The organism is Pseudoxanthomonas sp. GM95 (genome assembly GCF_900109775.1).
Classification (GTDB): domain Bacteria; phylum Pseudomonadota; class Gammaproteobacteria; order Xanthomonadales; family Xanthomonadaceae; genus Pseudoxanthomonas_A.
The window spans coordinates 461,516-477,349 of sequence record NZ_FOAX01000001.1 but is presented as its reverse complement, the minus strand read 5'-3'; the positions used below and the strand labels follow the sequence as shown (position 1 = coordinate 477,349).

The following is a 15,834-nucleotide window of genomic DNA, read 5'->3' as shown; positions in this document are numbered from 1 at the left end:
CGCGGCGCCACCGCGTCAGGCGGTCGTAAACCCCGTCGACACCTCGCCGTCCCACGCACTGCGCTGGACCGCTTCAACGTCGGCCATCGGCGGCCCGTGCTGCAGCCACTGCGCCAGCGTGTCGATCGCCGCGGCGTCACCGCCGACGATCACCTCGACGCGTCCGTCAGGCAGGTTGCGCGCACTGCCATGAAGGCCCAGCGCCAATGCCTCCTGTTTGGTCGAAGTGCGAAAGAACACACCCTGCACCCGCCCACTCACCAGGAAGCGCGCTGCGCTCATGGCATGCCGGCAGCCTTGCCGCCCGCGTCGACTGCCTGCTCGATCTCGGCCGGCGTGACCGGGCCGACGAAGCGCTTGGCGATCTTGCCCTGCGGATCCAGCAGGTAGGTCGTCGGCAGCCCGGTCGGCGCTTCGAACACCTTCGGCGGGTCGTACACGTCGACCTGCGCGATCGGGTAGCTGACCGGATGCGCTTCAACGAAGGTCTTCAGCGCGGCCGGCTCGATGTCGTCGTAGGCCAGGCCAACCACGTCGATGTCCTTGCGCCGGGTGGCCATGGCCGACAGCTCGGGCATTTCGGCCAGGCAGGGATGGCACCAGGTCGCCCAGAAGTTCACCACCAGCCATTTGCCGCGGTGCTCGGCGGTGTCGAAGCTGCCGCCGTCGACGGTGGCCAGCTTGAGCGCCACCGGCGCATCGGGCGCGGCCGGGGTCTGCGCCGGCTGCGACTGGGTGATGGCTGCGGCCGGCGTGGAGGCCGGCGGCGCGGAGATGGCTTCGTTCTCGTTCCCCTTGCAGGCAGTGAACAGCAGGCAGGCCAGCGCGACGCCGGCGACGGGCAACAGCGGACGAACGATCTTCAAGGCGGTGACTCCGGAAGCAGGTGATAGATGGTGCCGGCGCGCGGGCGCATCAGGTCGCGCACCGGCAGGCGGATGCGGTCCAGGGCTTCGCGCGCGGCGACGCCCAGCGCATCGTCCTGGCACGGCAAATGCGCCTCGGCGATGGGAATGCGCAGCTGGCAGGCTTCATACAGTTCGGACAGCGAGATGCTGTCCAGGTCGCGGGCCAGCATCCACTCGCCCGTGTCGGTACAGCGCAGCAGGCTAATGCGCGAGAGCTTGTCGAGGAATTCCTGCACCAGCGAGTCGGTCAGCATCGGCTCCAACTGCAGGATGCGGTCATCGCTGAGGCCGTGGCCTTGCTGGCGTGCCTCGTGGAACCGGCCCAGCAATCGCAACAGGCCATAGATCTCGAAGCCCGGCGGCAACCGCATCGATTCGGGCTGGTAGCGGAAGGCCGACATCGATGCGGCGAGCGACGCACCGAGCAGGATCGAAATCCAGCTCAGGTAGATCCACAACATCAGGATCGGCGCCACGGCCACCGCGCCGTACACGCGCGTGTACGAGTTGAAGCTGCTCAGGTACAGGCCCATGCCCCACTTCACCAGCTCCAGGCCGATCGTCGCCAGCAGCGCGCCGGCGAAAGCGTAGCGCCAGTGGATCGAGCGATGCGGCACCACGCGGTAGATCACCGCGATCGCGCACAGCTCGATGAACACCGGCGCCAGCGACAGCGCCACCGAGGCGACCTGGCGGCCCTCCTGGGTCTTGAACAGCGGCAACGCGAACACTTTGGCCGTGATCGCCAGCGACGCGGCCGACAGCAGCGCACCCAACGTCAACACCGTCCAGTACATCAGGAAGCGCCCCAACCGCGGCCGCGAGCCGGACACGCGCCAGATCTGGTTGAACGCCGACTCCACGCTGTTGAGCGTGATCAGTAGCGAGATCACCAGCGCGATCACGCCGGCCACCGTCAGGTCGCGTGCGCTGGCCGAGAACTCCTTCAGATAGCCTTCGGCCGCGCGCGCGGCGCTTGGCACGAAGTTGGAGAACACGTAGTCACTCAGCGAATCGCTCCACTGGCTGAAGCCGGGAAACGCCGACAGCACGCCGAATACCACCATCGCCAGCGGCACCAGCGCGAACATCGTGGTGTAGGCCAGCGACGCCGCGGTCTGGAACAGGCGGTCGTCCCAGAAGCGCTTGAGCAGGAACTGCGAGAACGCCGTCACCCGCGCACGGTCGCGTGCGTTCTGGTTCCAGCGCTGGAAGGTCGTGGCCAGGGACATCGCGGCCAAGGTTAACCCAAGCGCCCAGCGCCGCCCGTCATGCGCCCCGGCGCTGCACGCAGGCGACAGGCACGCGGCCAGCGTCGATACTGGCGCCCTTTTCAGCGTTGCCGGAGTGCGTGTCGATGCCCGAGATCCTGGTCCTGTACTACAGCCGCGGCGGCTCGGTGGCCAAGCTGGCGCGACAGATCGCGCGCGGCATCGGCGAGGTCGAGGGCATGTCCGCGCGCCTGCGCACGGTGCCGCCGGTGGCCGCAGTGACCGAGACCCGCGCCCCGCCAGTGCCCGAAGACGGCGCACCGTACGTGGACAAGCAGGATCTGGCCGACTGCATCGGCCTGGCCGTGGGCAGCCCGACCCGCTTCGGCAACATGGCCGCGCCGATGAAGTTCTTCATCGATTCGCTCGGCGCCGAGTGGGCCAGCGGCGCCCTGGTGGGCAAGCCCGCGTCGGTGTTCACCTCCACCGCCACCCAGCACGGCGGCCAGGAATCGACCCTGCTGTCGATGCAGGTGCCGCTGCTGCACCACGGCTGCGTGATCGTCGGCCTTCCGTATACCGAGCCCCTGCTCAGCACGACCAGGACCGGCGGCACGCCCTACGGCGCCAGCCATGTCGCCGGCGGCGAGGACGATCCACAGCCCAGCGAGGAAGAGGCCGTGCTCGCCCGCGCCCTGGGCCGGCGCCTGGCCGAGATCGCCCGTCGCCTGGACGCCCACCGATGAGCGCGCCGCGCACCCCGCGCCCGCTGCTGGCCATCGGCCTGTTGGCGCTGTCGGCGCTGTTCGGCTGGTGGTTCCGCGACGACCGCCATTACCTGGCCACGCTGCTGGTGTTCACCCTGCCACCGCTGGTGCTGGCCATCGGCGCACGCCTGGGCTCGCGGCTGGCGGCATTCTGGACTGGTGTGCTCGGGCTGGGCTGGTTCAGCCATGGGGTGATGACGGCCTGGACGCACCCGGAGGTGCGCCTGTACGGCTGGATCGAGCTGGTCTTGGCGCTGACGGTGATCTTCGCCGCCAACTGGACCGGGCTGCGCGCCAAGCTGGGCCGCAAGCGCCAGGCTGGGGCTGCGGCGCCGACACGCGTAAAATCAGCGCCCGACGATTCCGCGCAGTGATGGGCCATTCCCGTGAGCATTGAAACCAAGCCGATGGACGAACTGCTGGTGGTCACCACCGGCGGCACCATCGACAAGATCTATTTCGACGACAAGTCCGACTACCAGGTCGGCGAACCCCAGATCGGCAGCATCCTCAAGGCGCTGGGCGTGGCGTTCCGCTTCACGGTGATCCCGATCATCCGCAAGGATTCGCTGCACATCACCGACGCCGACCGCGAACTGCTGCGCGCCACCATCGCCGCCCAGCCCGCGCGCCACGTGCTGATCACCCACGGCACCGACTCGATGGTCGCCACCGCGCAGGCGCTGTCCTCGCTCGAAGACCGCACCATCGTGCTGACCGGCGCGCTCAACCCGGCCGGTTTCCGCGGCTCGGATGCGGAGTTCAACATCGGCTGTGCGGTCGGCGCGGTGCAGTCGGCGCCCAACGGCGTATGGATCGCCATGAACGGCCGCATCTGGGACCCGACCAAGGTGCGCAAGAACGTGGCGGCCAACCGTTTCGAAGCGGCCTGATCGCCCGCGCGATCTGGAGATGGAAAACCCCGGCCTGGCCGGGGTTTTTCTTTGTCCGCACGTCAAAACAAAACGACCCGCCAGGCTCCCTGCCCGGCGGGTCGTGACCTGCGTTCGTCCATGAGGCAAGGCGGGCGGTCCGTGCCCAGCGCATCCGCTGCGCGACCTTGCGAAACCGTGTTGCGGGATGGGCTTACGGCGTGTACTTGCCGGTCAGCGAGACGCCGGAGAAAGTGGAGTACGCCTTGACCCGCACGTAGTAGGTGCCGGCCGAGGGCGTGGCGAAGCTGCAGGTTTCGGCATTGCCCGACTTGTACGGACGGCAGGCGTAGCTGGTGTCGGTCGGCGCGCTGCCGAACTTCACGTACAGGTCCGCATCGCCGCTGCCGCCGGAGATGGCGAAGCTCAGGTTCTTGGCGCCGGCCGGGACGGTCATCGTGTAGCTGACCGAACTGCCGGTGCTGGCCGCAAGGCCCGTCTTGGCCACGTTGTTGGCCAGCGTGGTGCCGCCGGTATCGCCACCACCGCCGGTGCTGCCGCCGGCCTTGGCCGCGTCCACCGCCGCGCGTGCCTGCAGGATGCCGGCGCCGATCGACTGCGACGGCGTGGACGGGAATGCCCGCGCGGTGCTCTTGAGGATCGACTCCACCTGCGCCGGGGTCAGCGCCGGATTGGCCACCGACTGCATCAGCGCCACGACCGCGGCCACGTGCGGGGTGGCCATCGAGGTGCCGCTGTAGGAGGCGTAGGTTTCCGAACCCGGCGAGGTGGTGCCGGAGTTCAGCGTGGACAGGATGCCCGAGCCCGGCGCGGCGATATCCACCAGCGATCCGTAGTTGGAATAGCTGGCGCGCGCGCCGGTGCTGGTGGTGGCGCCCACGGCGATAACGTTGTTGCAGTTGGCGGGGCTGGCGTTGGAGACATTGGTGTTGTCGTTGCCCGCGGCGATCACCAGCGTGGTGCCGCGCGCGACCGCGCCGTTGATGGCCGCCTGCGTGGTGCTGCCGCATGCGCCGGCGCCGCCCAGGCTCAGGTTGATCGCTTCGGCCGGGTTGGCATTGGCCGGCACACCGCTGACGGTGCCGCCGGAGGCCCAGATGATGGCGTCGGCGATGTCCGAGTCGTAGCCGCCGCACTTGCCCAGCACGCGCACCGGCACGACCTTGGCGCCGTAGGCGATGCCCGCCACGCCCTTGCCGTTGTTGGTGACCGCGGCGATCGTGCCGGCCACGTGGGTGCCATGCCAGCTGGAGCTGGAGGCGGGGATGCCGCTGCCGCATTCGTTGGCCGCATACGCATCGCCCGGATCGGACGGATTGCTGTCACGGCCGTTGCCGTCGTTGGAGACGAAGGTATCGATGATGAAGTCGTAGCCCGGCAGCACGTTGGCGTTGAGGTCCGAGTGCGAGGTGATGCCGGTATCGAGCACCGCCACCACCGCGCCGGCGCCGTTGGTCACGTCCCACGCCGTGGTCGCGTACATGCCGCCCACGCCGGTGCCCAGGTCCCACTGCTGGGAGAAGTTGGTGTCGTTGGGCGTGAGGTAGGCGTGGTTGAGTTTGTCGACCTCGACGTAGTCCACGTTCGGGTCGGCGGCGATCTGGCGCATCAGGGTCTCGGCCTCGACGCGGTCCAGCTTGCGATTGGCCACCACCACATCCGAACCCACCGCCGTACGGCGCAGGCGCTGGATCCCCAGCGCACGGCCCTGCGCCTGCGGGACGGCGCGGGCGGCAGTGGACAGGGATTGGGTCAGCGCCGCGGTGCTGGTCTGCGGCGTGCTGTTGTCGAGGTACTTGACGATGAAACGGTCGAAGCTGTGCTGCTCGGGGGATTGCAGGCCACTCAGGTTCACCCGCCCCGCGGCCATGGCCGGGGCTGCGCTCAGTGCGGACAACGCGACCACCGTGGCGGCAGCCAGCGAATGCAGGCGCAAACGACGCTTGGAAACATCGGACATCGAACTTCCCTCTTCAGATGATGTGATCCCGCTTCTTGCGGGAATACCCGGCGATCGCCCACGACGGGTCGGGGGCTGTTGTGTATGTCTGGCGGCTGCGATCTCCGGGGGAATCCGGTCCGGCGTTGCACCGAACCTGACCGGAAACTAACCGAGCGCCGACGCGCCAGGCGCGGGTTTTGCGTCAATTTGTGACGCAATGTGTCAGAAGCATTCCGATTCGCGAAGTCTGTCACCGGTTGAACCGCTTCCAGCTACGCGTTTCAAGCGGCTGAACACGGTCTATTCGTTATTTATTCGTTATTTTTCGCAGCTGCAGCACCGAATTTGCGCATCCGTGACAGACGATGGCCGTAGCGTGTCGCGGCAAGCCACGCATCGGCCATGGCAGGCCTTCGATCGCCCAAAACGCAAGACGCCCGGCAATGGCCGGGCGTCGCGGGATCGAAATGTGGACGCCGGAGCGCCCGGCCTGGACTCAGGCGTCCAGGCGCACCAGCCAGCCGTGGCGGTCCGGCAGGCGACCGTACTGAATGTCGGTCAGCTCCTTGCGCAGGGACATGGTGACTTCGCCGGCCGGCGCGTCCGGGCTGCCGACGGCAAAGCCCTCGCCCTTCAGCTCACCGATCGGGGTGACCACCGCCGCGGTGCCGCAGGCGAACACCTCGGAAATCGTGCCATCGGCCACGCCCTGCTTCCATTCGTCGATGGAGACCTTGCGCTCCTCCACGACCATGCCGCGGTCGCGGGCCAGCTGCAGGATGCTCTCGCGGGTGATGCCTTCCAGGATGCTGCCCGACAGCGCCGGGGTGACCAGGCGGCCGTCGGCGTAGACCAGGAACACGTTCATGCCGCCCAGTTCCTCGATGTACTTGCCTTCCACCGGGTCCAGGAACAGCACCTGCGAGCAGCCCTTCTGCTGGGCGATGGTCTGCGGCAGCAGCGACGCGGCGTAGTTGCCGCCGCACTTGGCCGCACCGGTGCCGCCCTTGGCCGCACGCGCGTAGTCGGTGGACAGCCAGATCGACACCGGCGCCACGCCCTTGGTGAAGTACGGGCCGGCCGGGCTGGCGATCACGTAGTACGAGGCCTTCTGCGCCGCACGCACGCCCAGGAAGGCTTCGTCGGCAATCATGAAGGGACGGAAATACAGGCTGGTTTCCGGCGCCGACGGCACCCAGGCGCCGTCCACGGCGATCATCTGGCGCAGCGATTCGACGAACAGGTCCACCGGCAGTTCCGGCAGCGCCAGGCGCTTGGCCGAGCGCTGCAGGCGCGCGCCGTTGGATTCCGGGCGGAAGGTCCAGATCGAGCCGTCCTCATGACGGTAGGCCTTGATGCCCTCGAAGATCTCCTGACCGTAGTGCAGCACCGAGGCCGCTGGGTCCAGTTGCAGCGGACCGTAGGGGCGGACCTGGGCGTCGTGCCAGCCATCGGCGGCGCTCCAGCTCACCGCCACCATGTGGTCGGTAAAACGGGTGCCGAAACCGGGGGCGGCGAGGATCTGCTCGCGCTCGGCGGCGCTGCGGGCAGTGCTGGAGGTCAGGATGGCGAAGGCCGGCGACGGAGAAGACATGGACCACATACCTGCTGAGTGACAAAACCCCGCAAGGATAGCGCCGCGCGGCGCTTGCCGCTGAAACGAAAAGGCCCCGGCGCGATGCCGGGGCCTGCCATCCGTGGCGCGGTGGTCAGCCACCGCCCCTGTTCGGCCCGATCAGTAGGTGCCCTTGATGCTTACGCCAGAAAACGCCGAGTAGGCCTTCAGCCGCACGTAGTAGGTGCCGGCGGTCGGGCTGGAGATCGTGCAGGTCTCGGCGTTGCCGGACTTGTACGGCCGGCAGTCGTAGGAACTGTCGGTCGGCGCGCTGCCGGCCTTGACGTACAGGTCCGCATCGCCGGTGCCGCCGGACATCACGAAGCTCACGCTGCTGGTGCCCGAGGGAATCACCATCGTGTAGCTCAGCGCGCTGCCGGTGCTGGCCGACAGGCCGGTCTTGGCCACGCCATTGCTCAGCGTGGTGCCGGTGCCGCCGTCATCGCCACCGCCATCATCTCCGCCACCGTCGCCGGCGCAGCTCACGCCGACCGCGGCGAACGCAGCGGTGACATCGGCCGCGTCGAAGCCCAGGTCTTCGGCCGCGGTTTCCACGCCGCAGGCGCCGGTGTCGTAATCGGTGCTGGAAGTCCAGTAGTCCGAGTTGGCCTTGGCGAAGGTCTGGAACGCGGTCTTGGTGGTCCAGCCCGAGGTCTTGGCCAGCGTGTAGAACGCCTTGTTGTAGACGCCCGAGGAGTAGTGCACGTCCAGGCCGTCGTAGTAGTCGCTGGCGTCGTCGATCGAGCTGCCGTCGGCGGTCGGGTTGTCCATGTAGCGCAGCGCGCCGGTGCCCTTGAAGATCTGCGCACCCACGTCGAAATCGTTGCTGCCATTCATGAAGTACTCGGCCGCTTCGCCGGCCATGTCCGAGAACGCCTCGTTGATGCCGCCGGACTGGCCGTCGTAGGTCAGGTTGGAGTTCTGCTCGGTGTAGCCGTGGGCGATTTCATGCGAGGACACATCCAGCGCCACCAGCGGATAGAACGTGCTGCCGCCATCGCCGAAGGTCATGCCGGTGCCGTCCCAGAACGCATTCTCGTAGCTGCTGCTGTAGTGCACGCGCATTTCCAGCTGGAAGGTCAGCGGCGCCTGCCCGACATAGTCGTTGAACATGTCGAAGACCACGCTGCCGAAGTAATGCGCATCGTTGAGCGGCGAGTACGCGCCGTTGATGGTCTTCACCGTGTTGCGCGGGCAGGTGTATGAAAACGCGGTGCTGCCGCTGGTGCTGCCGTTGAGGTTGATCGTCTTGACGTTGGTGTTGTTGAACGTGCACGTCGTGCCGCTGGTGGCCACATCCAGATAGCCGAAGTCGGTGCCGTATTCGTACTGGCCGGTCTTGGCGTTGCCGCCGGGGCCGGTGCCGGTTTCGGCATGCGCCAGCGCATCCCATTGCTTGAGCACCTTGCCGGTCTGCGCATCGATGATCACCACCGGGCGCGTCGGGCTGCCGCCGGTCGGCGCATCGGCGAAGAAGCTCACCACGTAGGACACGTGCGCCTTGCCGGCACTGTCGACGTAGATCATCTGCTCGCTCTTCTCGCGCTGGATCTTCTTGGTCAGCGCCTGCTTGCCCAGCGTCGCGGTCTTGGCCGCCGAGAGCGCCTGCGGGCCGGTCACGCGGCTGGTGGCGGTGAGCGGAATCTCGCTGGCCAGGCCATCGATGCGACGGCCGAACAGCGTGCGCACCGCGCCGCTCTTGTCCTCGCTGACGATGACCTGTTCGCCGAACACGGGGATGCCGTTGTAGACCTGCTGGTAGCGGTAATGCTGCGCGCCGCGCTTGTCCTTGGTGGTCTTGATGAGCTTGAGCGTGGAGCGCGGATCCAGCCCGGCCAGCTCGGCATGACGCTCGGCGATCGCGGGCGTGGCGCCCAGTGATTGCACGGCCTGCGCGTACTGCGCGTTGAGCTGGGTGACATCCTGCTTGTGCAGGTCGGTGCGCGTGGCCGCCGATGCCGTGGCCGCGCAAAGCGCGATGGCGAGGGGGCTGAGCCAGAGGGCGATGGAACGTCCGTTGTTTGACATCACGTGTGCGGTTCTCCGTCGATGGGATGTTGGGTCTGCACCGGGCTACGGGGGTTGCCGGTGCATCCAGTTGCACGCTGGCCCTGCTGGCCAACGCGTCGTGCCGGCTGCTTTTGCAGGCCCGCACTCCTCCAACACGCAGGCGATCGCCCGCGCGCAGGACCGGGCGTCTGCACGCAACTCTCAAAGCGGCGTCTTCATGCGACCAAGCGGAGCAATCCGTACTGGCAACCGTGCCGGTGCGGCCGCGGGCCCAGGAATCTGCCTGGAATCGTCATCGCGCCGCGGGACTGGATGGCCGTCATGGCGATCCTTGCTGCCCTGGAGTACTGCGGCGGATGCGTTCGACTTCCTGTCTGGCCCATTGCGGATGGCGGCGGAGGCGTGTCGCATCGCGATTCCACCAGCCAATGAACATCGCCATCGAAGGCGTGTTCAAAAGTAACAATGCGAGGCGAGTCAAACACGGTTCATGGCCATGTTTGTCAGGAAGACGATTTCAGATTTCAAAGATGGGACTGCGTTTGCAGTCGTCGTTGCGAAGCTGTTCCAGCACCCGCGGTGCGATCACGCCGTGCAGGATGTTTTTGTCAGCCAATGGCATCGCCGATGGCGCAGGTTCATGCGCGCACGAGACACCCCATGGCGCATGCGTGTGGACAACGCGCTGCACGTGATACGCGCTGCATCGCTCGCTGCAGTGCGCGCGTACTGGCGGCCAAAACCGAAGTGTCGAGCGTGGTGGAATGCCAACCACGCTGGGATGGAGCGCACGCGCATCACTGCGCGCGGCACGCTTACATCATGCCCATCTCGAGACGCGCGGCCTCGGACATCATGTGGCGGCCCCACGGCGGGTCGAACACAAGGTTGACGTCGGCCTCGGCGATCGTGGGGATCATTTCCAGCTTGCTGCGCACGTCGTCGACCAGGATGTCGCCCATGCCGCAGCCCGGCGCCGTCAGCGTCATCTGCACGCCGACCTCGCGCTGGCCATCCTCGCGATGGCGCATGTCCACCTCGTACACCAGGCCCAGGTCCACGATGTTGAACGGGATCTCCGGGTCGAAGCAGGTGCGCAGCTGCTGCCACACCAGTTGTTCGACCTGTTCGTCGCTGGCGTCCTTTACCAGTTCCAGCGGCGCGGCCGGTTCCTTGCCCAGCGCATCGGCATCCTTGCCCGCGATGCGGAACAGGTTGCCTTCGACGAACACGGTGTAGCTGCCGCCGAGCGCCTGGGTGATGTAGCCGTAGGTGCCGGCCGGCAGGGTCACGGTTTCGCCCGCGGGCACCATGACGGCGGCGCAATCGCGCTCAAACTGGACCGGTTCGCTGCTGCTGGAGTACATGCGGGGAAAGATGGGGACGCGCGGAGGCAAGGCAAGCGCGCATTCTACCGGGCGCGCGGCGCCAGCCGGGCCCCATCGGCACCCCACAGCGTTGCAGGGCCGCCACGGCGACCTCGTCCGTCCCGGCGGACGGGCCTGGCGCAGTATCCTTGACCGATTGCCCTTCGCTTGCGCGCCGATGCCTGCCCCGACCCGGTTTCCCCCGCTCACCGCCCTGTCCCTGTTCGTGCTGCTGGCGCTGCTGCAATCGCTGATCTGGATGGGCCTGGCGTTCTACCTGGGCGCGCAGTGCAGCTGGATGGCGCTGGTGATCGCGCTGACGGCGACCCTGTCGCTGCGCATGGGCGGCATGGCCGCCGGACGCCTGCGCATGGCCTGGGCCGCCGGGCTGACCGCAGTCGGCGTGGCGTGGGCCAGCTGGGGGATCGTGGTGCTGCAGATGGGCGTCACGATGGGCGTGCGCCCGCAGGAATCGGCCGTGAAGCTGGGCTGGCACCTGGCCAGGACCCTGTTCCTGCTCGCCAATACGCCGTTGGACTATGCCCTGCTGGCGCTGGCGGTGATCGGCGCGGCCATCGCCTCGCGCTGAACCGCGAAGCGATGGCGTGGCCGCGGCGGCTCAGTGGCCGCCGTCGAGGGCTTTCAACTCGCTAACCAGCGCGCTGGCCGCTTCGGCACCGTCGCCGTACAGCATGCGGGTGTTGTCGGCGTAGAACAGGGCGTTTTCGATACCGGCAAAGCCGGTGCCCTTGCCGCGCTTGATCACGATGGTGTTCTTCGAATCGACTACGTCCAGGATCGGCATGCCGTAGATCGGGCTGCCCGGGTCGGTCTTGGCCACCGGATTGACCACGTCGTTGGCGCCGATCACCAGCGACACGTCGGTGTTGGCGAACTCGGGGTTGATGTCATCCATGTCGGCGATCAGGTCGTACGGCACGCCGGCCTCGGCCAACAGCACGTTCATGTGGCCCGGCATGCGCCCGGCGACCGGGTGGATGGCGAACTTCACCTTCACCCCGCGCTCGATCAGCCGCTGCGCCAGTTCCCAGATCTTGTGCTGGGCCTGGGCCACGGCCATGCCGTATCCGGGCACGATCACCACGCGCTCGGCGAAGGCCATCATCGCGGCCACGTCGCCGGCTTCGATGGGCTTCTGCGAGCCGCTGATCTCGGCCGCGGTGCCGCCACCGCCGAAGTTGGAGAACAGCACGCCGGTGACTGGGCGGTTCATCGCCTTGGCCATCAGGCGGGTCAGCAGGATGCCGGCCGCGCCGACCATCATGCCGGCGATGATCAGCGCCTCGTTGCCCAGCACATAGCCTTCGAACGCCACCGCCAGGCCGGTGAAGGCGTTGTACAGCGAGATCACCACCGGCATGTCTGCGCCGCCGATCGGCAGCGTCATCAGCACGCCCAGCGCAAGCGCGGTGACGAAGAACGCCACGATCGCCAGCGGACTCAGGCTCACCGCCGCCCAGAGGCCCAGCACCACCACCGCCACGGCGACGGCCAGGTTGAACACCTGCTGGCCCGGGAAGGTCACGCGCTTGTCCAGGCGGCCGTCCAGCTTGGCCCAGGCGATCACCGAGCCCGACAGCGACACCGCACCGATCGCCGAGCCGATCACCGCCAGGCCCAGCATCGTCGCGCTGGGCTGGCGCGCGGCCAGGTCGGCAATCGCCTGATCGCTCCAGTTGCTGGTGTCGCGATTGAGCAGGAACGACAGGCGCAGCAGTTCCACCGCGCCGATCGCCGCGGCCGACCCGCCGCCCATGCCGTTGTACAGCGCGACCATCTGCGGCATGTCGGTGATGGCGACCTTCTTGGCCGACACCCACGCCGCGCCCACGCCGATCACGATCGCCGCCAGGATCAGCGGGATGTTGTGCAGGTCGGGCAGGAAGAAGGTGGCGATGGTCGCCACCAGCATGCCGGTGCCGGCCCAGTGGATGCCGCTGCGCGCGGTCTTGGGCGAGGCCATGCGCTGCAGGCCCAGCAAAAACAGGGTTGCGGCGACCAGGTAACTGGCCTTGACCACCCAGTCCAGCAGCTCGACGGTGGTCAGGTTCACTTGCCTGCCTCCGGCTTCTTGCTGGACTTGAACATGTCCAGCATCCGCTCGGTCACCACGTAGCCGCCGGCGGCGTTGCCCGCGCCCAGCAGCACCGCCAGGAAGCCCAGCGCCTTTTCCAGCGTGGTGTCGGCGTGGCCCAGCACCACCATCGCGCCGATCAGCACGATCCCGTGGATGAAGTTGGAGCCGGACATCAGCGGCGTGTGCAGGATCACCGGCACGCGCGAGATGATGACGTGGCCGGCGATGGCCGCCAGCATGAAGATGTACAGCGCAACGAAGCCGTCGCTCATGGACTGATTTCCCCGTGGATGTCCGGCAAAAAGCCGGGGCGGCATCATAACCGTGGCCTGACTGGCTTGAGACCGGGGTCAACCCCTGCTCCGGTGACGCGTTCGCACCAGTCTCCCCCCTGCCATGGCTAAGCTGTGCTGGTGAGCCCCCTCATCCCTGATCCGCCGGACCCTGCCGACACCGCCGAGCAGGCCCTGCCTGCGTCGCTGGAAGCGTTCCTGGCCGGCATCTCCACGCGCGCCTTCCGCTTCGCCGAGGCCGGCCTGCGCAGCCGCGACGACGCCCTGGACGCGGTCCAGGACGCGATGATGAAGATGCTGGGCTACGCCGATCGCCCGGCCGCCGAGTGGACGCCGCTGTTCTGGAGCATCCTGCGCCGGCGCATCATCGATCTGCAGCGGCGCGGCAACTTCCGTCTGAAGTGGATGCTGCCGGCCAGCGAGCGCAGCGAGGACAGCCTGATCGACTGGGCCGACAACACGCCCGGCCCTTCCGGCAGCCACGACCAGCGCGAGGCGTACGGCAAACTGGTGCAGGCCCTGCGCGGGCTGCCCGCCCGCCAGCGCGAGGCGTTCACCCTGCGCGTGCTGGAAGAGCTGGACGTGGCCCAGACCGCCCGCGCCATGGGCTGTTCGGAAGGTTCGGTCAAAACCCATCTGTCGCGTGCGCGCGACGCGTTGCAGAAGCAGCTGGAGGATTTCCGGTGAATACCCCGTCCGACTTCGACCACGACCTGCGGCAGCTGCACGCCGCGTCGCTCGGTGCGGTCTCCCCACAGACCCTTGCCAGGCTGCGCAGCGCGCGCCATGCCGCCGTAACGCGTCCGCGCCGCGGCCGCACCTTCGCCTGGCTCGGCGCCACGGCCTGTACCGCACTGCTGGCGATGGTGGCCGCGACCCAGCTGATGCCGACGCAGACGCCCATGGCCCCGGCGCGCAGCCAACCGGCCACGGTCGCCGCCATGCAGGCCAGCAGCGACGCCGACAACTTCGTCAGCACCGCCGACGTGCTGGACCAGAATCCCGACCTCTACGTCTGGCTGGGCTCGGACGCCTCGCCGACCACGGAATGACCGCCATGCGCGCACCGCTTCGACTGATCCTGTTGTTCCTGCTGGCTGCCGCGGCCGCGCCGCTGTGGGCGCAGCAGGCCCGCCCGCCGGCACCACCTCCGCCGCCCGGCGCGCAGACGCAATGGCCGGCATGGGAACAGCTCACCCCGCAGCAGCGCGACGTGCTGGTGACCCAGCTGCGCGAACGCTGGAACGCCGATCCGAAGCAGCGCCCGAGAATGATGGAACACGCCCAGCGCTGGCACGACATGACCCCGGAGCAGCGCGAACAGGCGCGCCAGGGCGTGCGCCGCTACGAGGGCATGAATCCGCAGCAGCGCGAGGAAGCCCGCGCCCTGTTCGACCACATGCGCGACCTGCCGCCGTCGCAGCGCAAGCAGCTGCGCGATGCGTGGAAGAGCATGACCCCGCAGCAGCGCCAGGACTGGGTGCGCACGCACCCGCCGCAGCGCGACGACGATCCGGACTGAATCCGGATCGTCCGGCCCTGTGTCAGGCGGCCGCGTCGGCCTGCCAGCGGGTCTTGGCCAGCAGTTCGTCTTCCCAGTCGAAGGACAGCGTGCCGTCCTTCAGGAACAGCGCCACGAAGTTGTAGACGTTGCGCGCGTACATCTCGCTGGCGTGGACCGCGCCCATGCTGGCCAGGTTGAGCGGGCCGGCGACGGTCACGCCGTTATCGGACAGCACGTTGTGGCCCGGCTGGGTCAACTCGCAGTTGCCGCCGGTCTCCGCGGCCAGGTCGACGATCACGCTGCCCGGCTTCATCCCGGCGACCATGGCGGCGGTGATGATCTTGGGCGCCGGGCGGCCCGGCACGGCGGCGGTGCAGACGATGGTGTCCACGCCCTTGAGGTGCTCGGCCAGGCGACGCTGCTGTTCGGCGCGCTCCTCATCGGTGAGCTGGCGCGCGTAGCCGCCCTCGCCAGCCGCACTGACGCCCAGGTCCAGGAACTTGCCGCCCAGCGATTCGATCTGCTCGCGCGTTTCCGGGCGCACGTCGAAGCCTTCCACCTGCGCACCCAGGCGCTTGGCCGTAGCGACGGCCTGCAGGCCGGCTACGCCGGCGCCGACGATCAGCACCTTGGATGGGCGGATCGTGCCGGCCGCGGTGGTCAGCATCGGGAAGAAGCGCGGGGTCAGCTCCGCGGCGATCAGCACCGCCTTGTAACCGGCCATGCCGGCCTGCGAGCTCAGCACGTCCATGGCCTGTGCGCGCGTGGTGCGCGGCAGGCGTTCCAGCGGGAAGGCCACCACGCCGGCAGCGGTCAGCGCCTGCGCGCGGGCCGCATCGGCCTGCGGCTGCAGCGTGCCGACCAGCACGGTCCCTGCCGGCCAGCTCGACAGCACGGCGGCCTCCGGGCTTTGCACGCACAGCACCAGCCCGGCAGCCAAAGGCGCGGCGGGATCGATGAGCGTGGCGCCCGCGTCCAGATAGGTTTGGTCGGTGAAGCCGGCGGCGGCACCGGCGCCGGCTTCGACCTGCACGGCGGCGCCGGCGGCGATGAGCTTCTTCACGGTTTCCGGCACGGCGGCCACGCGTCGCTCGCCTGCCGCTGTTTCCCGCACCACCCGTACGTCGACCGTCATCCCCGTTCCGCCCATTGTTCAAAGAGCGGCGATGCTAGCAAAGGCATCCACCCGCCGGCGCCGCGAGGGGCACGTGCGACGGACGGGAAAA

Annotated in this window: 17 protein-coding genes; 7 read left to right on the top strand and 10 right to left on the bottom strand. The window is 68.1% G+C overall.

Annotated features, from left to right (window positions below):
* Positions 1 to 15 precede the first annotated feature (15 nt).
* From BMZ17_RS02175 to BMZ17_RS02165, 3 genes are read right to left on the bottom strand one after another with little or no spacing between them, the layout of a single operon-like run.
* On the bottom strand, positions 16 to 282 hold the full coding sequence (locus BMZ17_RS02175; RefSeq protein WP_093134891.1) for an acylphosphatase: 267 nt from the start codon (positions 280 to 282) through the stop codon (positions 16 to 18).
* A complete protein-coding gene (locus BMZ17_RS02170) occupies positions 279 to 866 on the bottom strand; it encodes a TlpA family protein disulfide reductase (protein WP_175485452.1) in 588 nt (195 codons plus the stop codon). Before BMZ17_RS02170 ends, BMZ17_RS02175 begins: the two co-directional genes overlap by 4 nt.
* Positions 863 to 2,140, bottom strand: a complete 1,278-nt coding sequence (locus BMZ17_RS02165) for a YihY family inner membrane protein (protein WP_093134887.1) — start codon at positions 2,138 to 2,140, stop codon at positions 863 to 865. Before BMZ17_RS02165 ends, BMZ17_RS02170 begins: the two co-directional genes overlap by 4 nt.
* Positions 2,141 to 2,265: 125 nt before the next feature.
* Here BMZ17_RS02165 and wrbA point away from each other — a divergent pair, with 125 nt between their 5' ends.
* From wrbA to BMZ17_RS02150, 3 genes are read left to right on the top strand one after another with little or no spacing between them, the layout of a single operon-like run.
* Positions 2,266 to 2,865 (top strand): NAD(P)H:quinone oxidoreductase, encoded by a 600-nt coding sequence (gene wrbA, locus BMZ17_RS02160; protein ID WP_093134882.1) that lies wholly within the window; start codon positions 2,266 to 2,268, stop codon positions 2,863 to 2,865.
* Positions 2,862 to 3,260 carry a DUF2069 domain-containing protein gene (locus BMZ17_RS02155; protein WP_093134879.1) on the top strand — a complete coding sequence of 133 codons (399 nt, stop codon included), beginning with the start codon at positions 2,862 to 2,864 and terminating at the stop codon, positions 3,258 to 3,260. The genes wrbA and BMZ17_RS02155 overlap by 4 nt, the downstream gene beginning before the upstream one ends.
* 33 nt (positions 3,261 to 3,293) lie before the next feature.
* Entirely contained in the window at positions 3,294 to 3,779 is a 486-nt protein-coding gene (locus BMZ17_RS02150) for an asparaginase domain-containing protein (RefSeq protein ID WP_093137995.1), read from the top strand.
* Between the two features lie 193 nt (positions 3,780 to 3,972).
* Here BMZ17_RS02150 and BMZ17_RS02145 read toward each other — a convergent pair whose 3' ends face one another.
* The 4 genes from BMZ17_RS02145 to sufT form a co-directional block, all read right to left on the bottom strand.
* Positions 3,973 to 5,739, bottom strand: coding sequence for a S8 family peptidase (locus tag BMZ17_RS02145; RefSeq protein ID WP_093134874.1), 1,767 nt, complete (start codon positions 5,737 to 5,739; stop codon positions 3,973 to 3,975).
* Between the two features lie 478 nt (positions 5,740 to 6,217).
* Complete coding sequence (locus BMZ17_RS02140; RefSeq protein ID WP_093137994.1) at positions 6,218 to 7,315, bottom strand: branched-chain amino acid aminotransferase; 1,098 nt, start codon at positions 7,313 to 7,315, stop codon at positions 6,218 to 6,220.
* A gap of 141 nt (positions 7,316 to 7,456) precedes the next feature.
* Positions 7,457 to 9,364: a M4 family metallopeptidase gene (locus BMZ17_RS02135; RefSeq protein WP_093134870.1), complete on the bottom strand. Its 1,908-nt coding sequence runs from the start codon at positions 9,362 to 9,364 to the stop codon at positions 7,457 to 7,459.
* A gap of 797 nt (positions 9,365 to 10,161) precedes the next feature.
* Positions 10,162 to 10,713, bottom strand: coding sequence for a putative Fe-S cluster assembly protein SufT (gene sufT, locus BMZ17_RS02130; RefSeq protein ID WP_093134866.1), 552 nt, complete (start codon positions 10,711 to 10,713; stop codon positions 10,162 to 10,164).
* A 178-nt stretch (positions 10,714 to 10,891) separates the two neighbouring features.
* Here sufT and BMZ17_RS02125 point away from each other — a divergent pair, with 178 nt between their 5' ends.
* Positions 10,892 to 11,302: a hypothetical protein gene (locus BMZ17_RS02125; RefSeq protein WP_093134863.1), complete on the top strand. Its 411-nt coding sequence runs from the start codon at positions 10,892 to 10,894 to the stop codon at positions 11,300 to 11,302.
* Positions 11,303 to 11,332: 30 nt separating this feature from the next.
* On the opposite strand, the gene BMZ17_RS02120 is transcribed toward BMZ17_RS02125, so the two are convergent.
* Both BMZ17_RS02120 and BMZ17_RS02115 read right to left on the bottom strand, forming a co-directional pair.
* Positions 11,333 to 12,787, bottom strand: coding sequence for an NAD(P)(+) transhydrogenase (Re/Si-specific) subunit beta (locus tag BMZ17_RS02120; protein WP_093134858.1), 1,455 nt, complete (start codon positions 12,785 to 12,787; stop codon positions 11,333 to 11,335).
* Positions 12,784 to 13,083: an NAD(P) transhydrogenase subunit alpha part 2 gene (locus tag BMZ17_RS02115; RefSeq protein ID WP_093134853.1), complete on the bottom strand. Its 300-nt coding sequence runs from the start codon at positions 13,081 to 13,083 to the stop codon at positions 12,784 to 12,786. The genes BMZ17_RS02120 and BMZ17_RS02115 overlap by 4 nt, the downstream gene beginning before the upstream one ends.
* Positions 13,084 to 13,224: 141 nt before the next feature.
* Here BMZ17_RS02115 and BMZ17_RS02110 point away from each other — a divergent pair, with 141 nt between their 5' ends.
* From BMZ17_RS02110 to BMZ17_RS02100, 3 genes are read left to right on the top strand one after another with little or no spacing between them, the layout of a single operon-like run.
* Positions 13,225 to 13,791 (top strand): RNA polymerase sigma factor, encoded by a 567-nt coding sequence (locus BMZ17_RS02110; protein ID WP_254775167.1) that lies wholly within the window; start codon positions 13,225 to 13,227, stop codon positions 13,789 to 13,791.
* Complete coding sequence (locus BMZ17_RS02105) at positions 13,788 to 14,156, top strand: hypothetical protein (protein ID WP_093134848.1); 369 nt, start codon at positions 13,788 to 13,790, stop codon at positions 14,154 to 14,156. Before BMZ17_RS02110 ends, BMZ17_RS02105 begins: the two co-directional genes overlap by 4 nt.
* A gap of 5 nt (positions 14,157 to 14,161) precedes the next feature.
* Complete coding sequence (locus BMZ17_RS02100; protein ID WP_093137992.1) at positions 14,162 to 14,626, top strand: DUF3106 domain-containing protein; 465 nt, start codon at positions 14,162 to 14,164, stop codon at positions 14,624 to 14,626.
* A gap of 22 nt (positions 14,627 to 14,648) precedes the next feature.
* Here BMZ17_RS02100 and BMZ17_RS02095 read toward each other — a convergent pair whose 3' ends face one another.
* Positions 14,649 to 15,743 (bottom strand): NAD(P) transhydrogenase subunit alpha, encoded by a 1,095-nt coding sequence (locus BMZ17_RS02095; protein ID WP_093134843.1) that lies wholly within the window; start codon positions 15,741 to 15,743, stop codon positions 14,649 to 14,651.
* Positions 15,744 to 15,834 lie beyond the last annotated feature (91 nt).